The sequence below is a fragment of the Acinetobacter sp. UBA6526 genome (assembly GCF_002434875.1).
Lineage (GTDB): Bacteria > Pseudomonadota > Gammaproteobacteria > Pseudomonadales > Moraxellaceae > Acinetobacter > Acinetobacter venetianus.
Genome location: NZ_DJLC01000004.1, coordinates 1 through 4,382, shown reverse-complemented (window position 1 = coordinate 4,382; position 4,382 = coordinate 1). Strand labels below are relative to the sequence as shown.

Sequence of the window (4,382 nt, the reverse complement as noted above, 5' to 3'; positions counted from 1 at the left end):
GCGGGATTACAAAGACTTAATGTCGATGATCAAATCACTGAAGTTCTTGGACATGAGTTTTTTTTGCCAGCAGCATGTCAAGGCGCTGTTGGAATACAAGCAATGCGAAACACGAAATTGAAAGGAATCTTTAACTCTATTAATCATTCAAAGACAGAAATAGAATGTCGTTCTGAAAGAGAGGTATTGAGAATAATAAATGCGAATTGTAACAGCCCTGTCTCAGTTTATGCAAAAATTAATGATAAACAAATTGTGGTCTCGTGTGAACTTTTTGAACACGATGGTAAAAAATTATTTAGTAGCTCCGTAAAAGGTGACAAGGATCAATCAATTGAATTAAGCCAATCATTAGGTAATGAGATTTTATCATCTGTGGGTGCGCAAAAAATTAATCAATTGGATAAATTAGAAAATGATTTTAATTACACGCCCTGAGCAAGATGCACTAGAGCTTTCAAGAATTTTGCAAAATAAAATGATAGCGAGCTGCATTGATCCATGTATTTCATTTGAATACTTGAGTGATCATAAAAATAAATTCAATAATGAATTATTTTTAATATCCAGTAAGCAAGCAATTTACGCATTACTGAAAAACAAAAATTTTAATAAAAGCTTTTTTGTTGATAATCGATTCTTTATCATTGGCTCAAAAGTTGCTGAGCTATGTAAAAATGAAGGAGCTGAAAAAATAATTAAAATATTTGAAAATTTTTCTGAGTTTGCAAATCATATCATTAAAAATGAAGTTATTGATCAAATAAATTATATGTGTGGAGACGTAATCTCTGAAGAAGCAGAGAAATTTATAAAAAAATTTATAATAAAAAAAATAATAGTTTACAAAGTCATCCCAAGTAAAAAGTTGAAAGAACAAACGATAAAATTAATAAATGAAAACAAAATTAGACTAGTACTTATATATTCTAAATTTACAGCTACTATATTTAACACGCTAATTGAAAATCATAGCTTAAAAAATAAGGCATTAAATATTACATATATATGTATTAGTGAGCGTGTGGCTCAGTATATGAAAACGTTAGGTTACAAGTCGTCTATTTTCACTGATCGCTCAGACCAGGGATCAATAGTAAGTATGGCTGAGAGGCTTATATATAATAAAATCAATAATTTATAAGTTAAAATGAAAAGTGTTGCAAAAAAGCAATATATTTAAAAATTGATCGCTATAAGTCCTTGACTATTTGTTAGTTTTTAAGTTCAATGCATACCAAAGCAACAATAATGTTGTAATTTATACTACTGTATAATTCAGTATTGTTGCATTAATGTGTTACGATATTTCAAACGGGGGAATACTAATGATGAAATTTCTGAAACTAACGATTGTGCCAATGTTAGCACTAGCATTGTCACCAATTTCATTTCATGCCACTGCGGCTGATTTGAACCTTCCGGGTTTAACTGGAACAATTAATACAACAATCACTTCAGGTATAAGCATAAGAGCTGAAGACATGGATTGTAAATTACAAGATGGTAGAAGCACTGCACATTCAAATGCAACTTTAGAAGCTTTGGGTTTCTCTTCTGGTTTTTCTGATGCGCAAGTTGGATTGAATACAACTTTTAATAATTTTACTGCAGCTGGACAGGCGAACATAAAAGGCACGAACAAAAATAGCGCTGGTTGTGCGACTTCTAGAACAGATGGTTATGGAAATGCTTCTACAAACGCTATTCCACTTGGTGATGTTAACTCAGATGACGGAAGCTTGAACTTCCAAAACTCTGGAGACGTCATCGATGCTACTCAAAAACTTTTTTCTGAAATTAGTGCAAGAACAGATTCTGGAGTAGGTATCAATGCTTCATTTATTACAAGCTACAACCCCGTGCTTGATTTTAATGATGCAGAAAAATTCCCTCTAGCAAATGACGCAAAAGATGAATTAGAATCAGATTTCACTCTTCTTGACGCTTACATAACAACTTCATTTGACGCTGGTTCAGACATCGGCTTTGTTGATGTTACAGCTGGACGATTTGTTACAAGTTGGGGTGAAGCAACTTTTATTCCAATTGGAATGAATGGTCTTGTGACTAACGCTGTTGACCTCTCTGCATTAAGAGCACCTGGCGCAAGTATAAGAGATGCTCTTCTGCCAACTGAACAGTTAACTCTTACTTTCGGTGCGGGTGATTGGACAATCGAAGCTTACACTCAGTTCAGTGAGAGCCATGTTGAGATCGATCCAAAAGGTGCATTCTTTGGAAGTGATGTTGCTGGAACAGGTGCAACAAGTTTATTAGTTAGTGGATCAAATAAAGATGAGAAAAATTTCAGCACAAACAGTCATTGTACTTATGCATACAATATGGTTGGTAATGCTGGAGCTGGAAACACATGTAACCAAGCATCGTCTACCGTTCACTTGGCTACTGCAACAAGACAGTATTATGACACAGCTGCTCTAGCCAGAGCTGCTCAAGTTAGTGCTGCTGGGGCTGAATGGGGAGCTTATTCTGCAGCTGCTGCAGCCGTCGACTTTGGTTCTGCTGAAACTTCAGGTGTTTTCTCGGTTGAAAATGGTGCCGCACCTTTCACTAGTGCTGCATTCTGGGATGCTAATCAAAGATTAACAGGAACTCAGTTAGCTGAAAATGTTTACACTGATTCAAATCTTCAAGCTTGGCAAGGTGCTAAAGCTACGATTGAAATGCTAGGCACCGATCAAAGATACAAACATGCTAGAGACGATGGGCAATGGGGCTTAGCTGCTAGAACTTATCTTGATGACATTGGAACTGGTGTTGATTTAGGTTTCTATTATGCAAACTATCACTCTAAAGCTCCTTACATTCAATTTGTTGGTAAGGCCGGCGTCTTAGCGGGTGACCATGTTGGCGCATATATTGCACAATACGGCAACTGGACAAAGCATTACGTTGCTGCATTAGGTGCTGATGGCACATCATTTACAGTTGCTAACAAAGATGTTCCAACTGCGGCTGCGGCTGGAACACTTACGTCTGCTGACATGTTCCAGTTGGCACTAGCTAATGGAGCATTTGGTAGTGGTGTTTGTGGTGGATTTACCGGTTTGTCACTTGGAGCTTTAGGTGGAACATCAGCTAATGGTGATATTGCTCACCAGAACTCAAAAGATAATGCGCATAGGATTTACTTTGGTGTTGAAATCGACGACGGAACTGTTGTTCATAACCCACAAGCTTGTGTTGCGTTAGGAAATGACCACGCAGCATCAACTCTTGCTTATCTAGGTTATGGTGCAACATTGCTTCCAGCAATTACACCATTACAGCTTGCAAAATATCAGTTCATCTATCCTGAAGATATCGAGATTTTAGGTATGAGCTTTAACACTAACGTTGGTGGAACTGTTCTTCAAGGTGAGGTAGCTTATCGACCTAACTACCCTCTTGCAATTACTGCATCAGACCAAATTAATGCAATCAGTGATGCATCAGGTGCAACCGCGTTATTAACTAACTTTGCTGCTCAATCCTACGGTACAAACTCTGAGAAAGTTGCACTACTTGCAACGTTTGAAAGCGTGATTGATACCGTGTGTGCTACTGGTTGTGGCACAGATATTGCAGGTAATGCGATTACAACATTTGATGGATTGTTAACTTATAATACACGTTCATCAATTCCAAATGGCGCTGTTTATTCTGCAACTTCAGATTATACATCTAAAGCTTTCCATGACGATATGGATGTTTGGTCATTTGATGTTGGAACAACAACAAATTTCTCTGCTTCTGATCCAATCACTAGAGGATTGGGCGCTGACAGTGCATTCTTATTAACAGAATTAGGAATTGTTCATATCGATGGTATGGATGATCTTGGTAAAGGCTTTGTTGCAAGAAACGGTTTTGTTGAAGGCAGCGGTGGTCATTTGTGCCTTGGATTTGCTCAAAAGATGAGTCAAGCTCAAAGAGATGCTGTTGCAGCTACATTTGCTACTACAGGTGGTGCCGCATGGAGAGCTGCAAAACGTTACTCATCAGGCAGTGAGAAAGAAATGACTCTTGATTACACAATGGAAGTCGATACCAATTCATTAACTAATATGGGTGCCAACATTGTTGATGCCTTGTTTGGTAATGGATCTTATTGTGAAAGTCAGCCTGGAGCAGATGCAACATCAGCTACGTATAGAATTGTTGGTGGTGCGAATTACCAAAACTTTAACAATACTGCTTGGACACTAGGTACAAACTTTGCTTGGTCTCATGACTTCTATGGTTATGGACCATCATCACTTGGTGGATTTGTAGAAGATAAACAAGCTTTATCACTTGGAATGTCATTCAGTAAAGGAGATGATATTTCAACTTCATTAAACTATGTAATGCAATTAGGTGATGAAGAAGCAAATCTA

The 4,382-nt window shown here is 37.4% G+C and carries 3 protein-coding genes; all 3 read left to right on the top strand.

What is annotated here, in order from left to right; translation table 11 throughout:
- The coding region (locus B4237_RS00260; RefSeq protein ID WP_286940747.1) for a hypothetical protein at positions 1 to 438 on the top strand (438 nt) is incomplete at its 5' end.
- Positions 416 to 1,144: a uroporphyrinogen-III synthase gene (locus B4237_RS00255; protein ID WP_286940746.1), complete on the top strand. Its 729-nt coding sequence runs from the start codon at positions 416 to 418 to the stop codon at positions 1,142 to 1,144. The genes B4237_RS00260 and B4237_RS00255, both read left to right, overlap by 23 nt.
- A gap of 184 nt (positions 1,145 to 1,328) precedes the next feature.
- Positions 1,329 to 4,382 (top strand): DUF1302 domain-containing protein (locus B4237_RS00250; protein WP_286940745.1); only part of this gene is annotated, 3,054 nt, incomplete at its 3' end.

Coding starts and splice junctions, on each gene's coding strand:
- B4237_RS00255 (WP_286940746.1), top strand. CDS start 416: ATGATTTTAATTACACGCCCTGAGCAAGATGCACTAGAGCTTTCAAGA.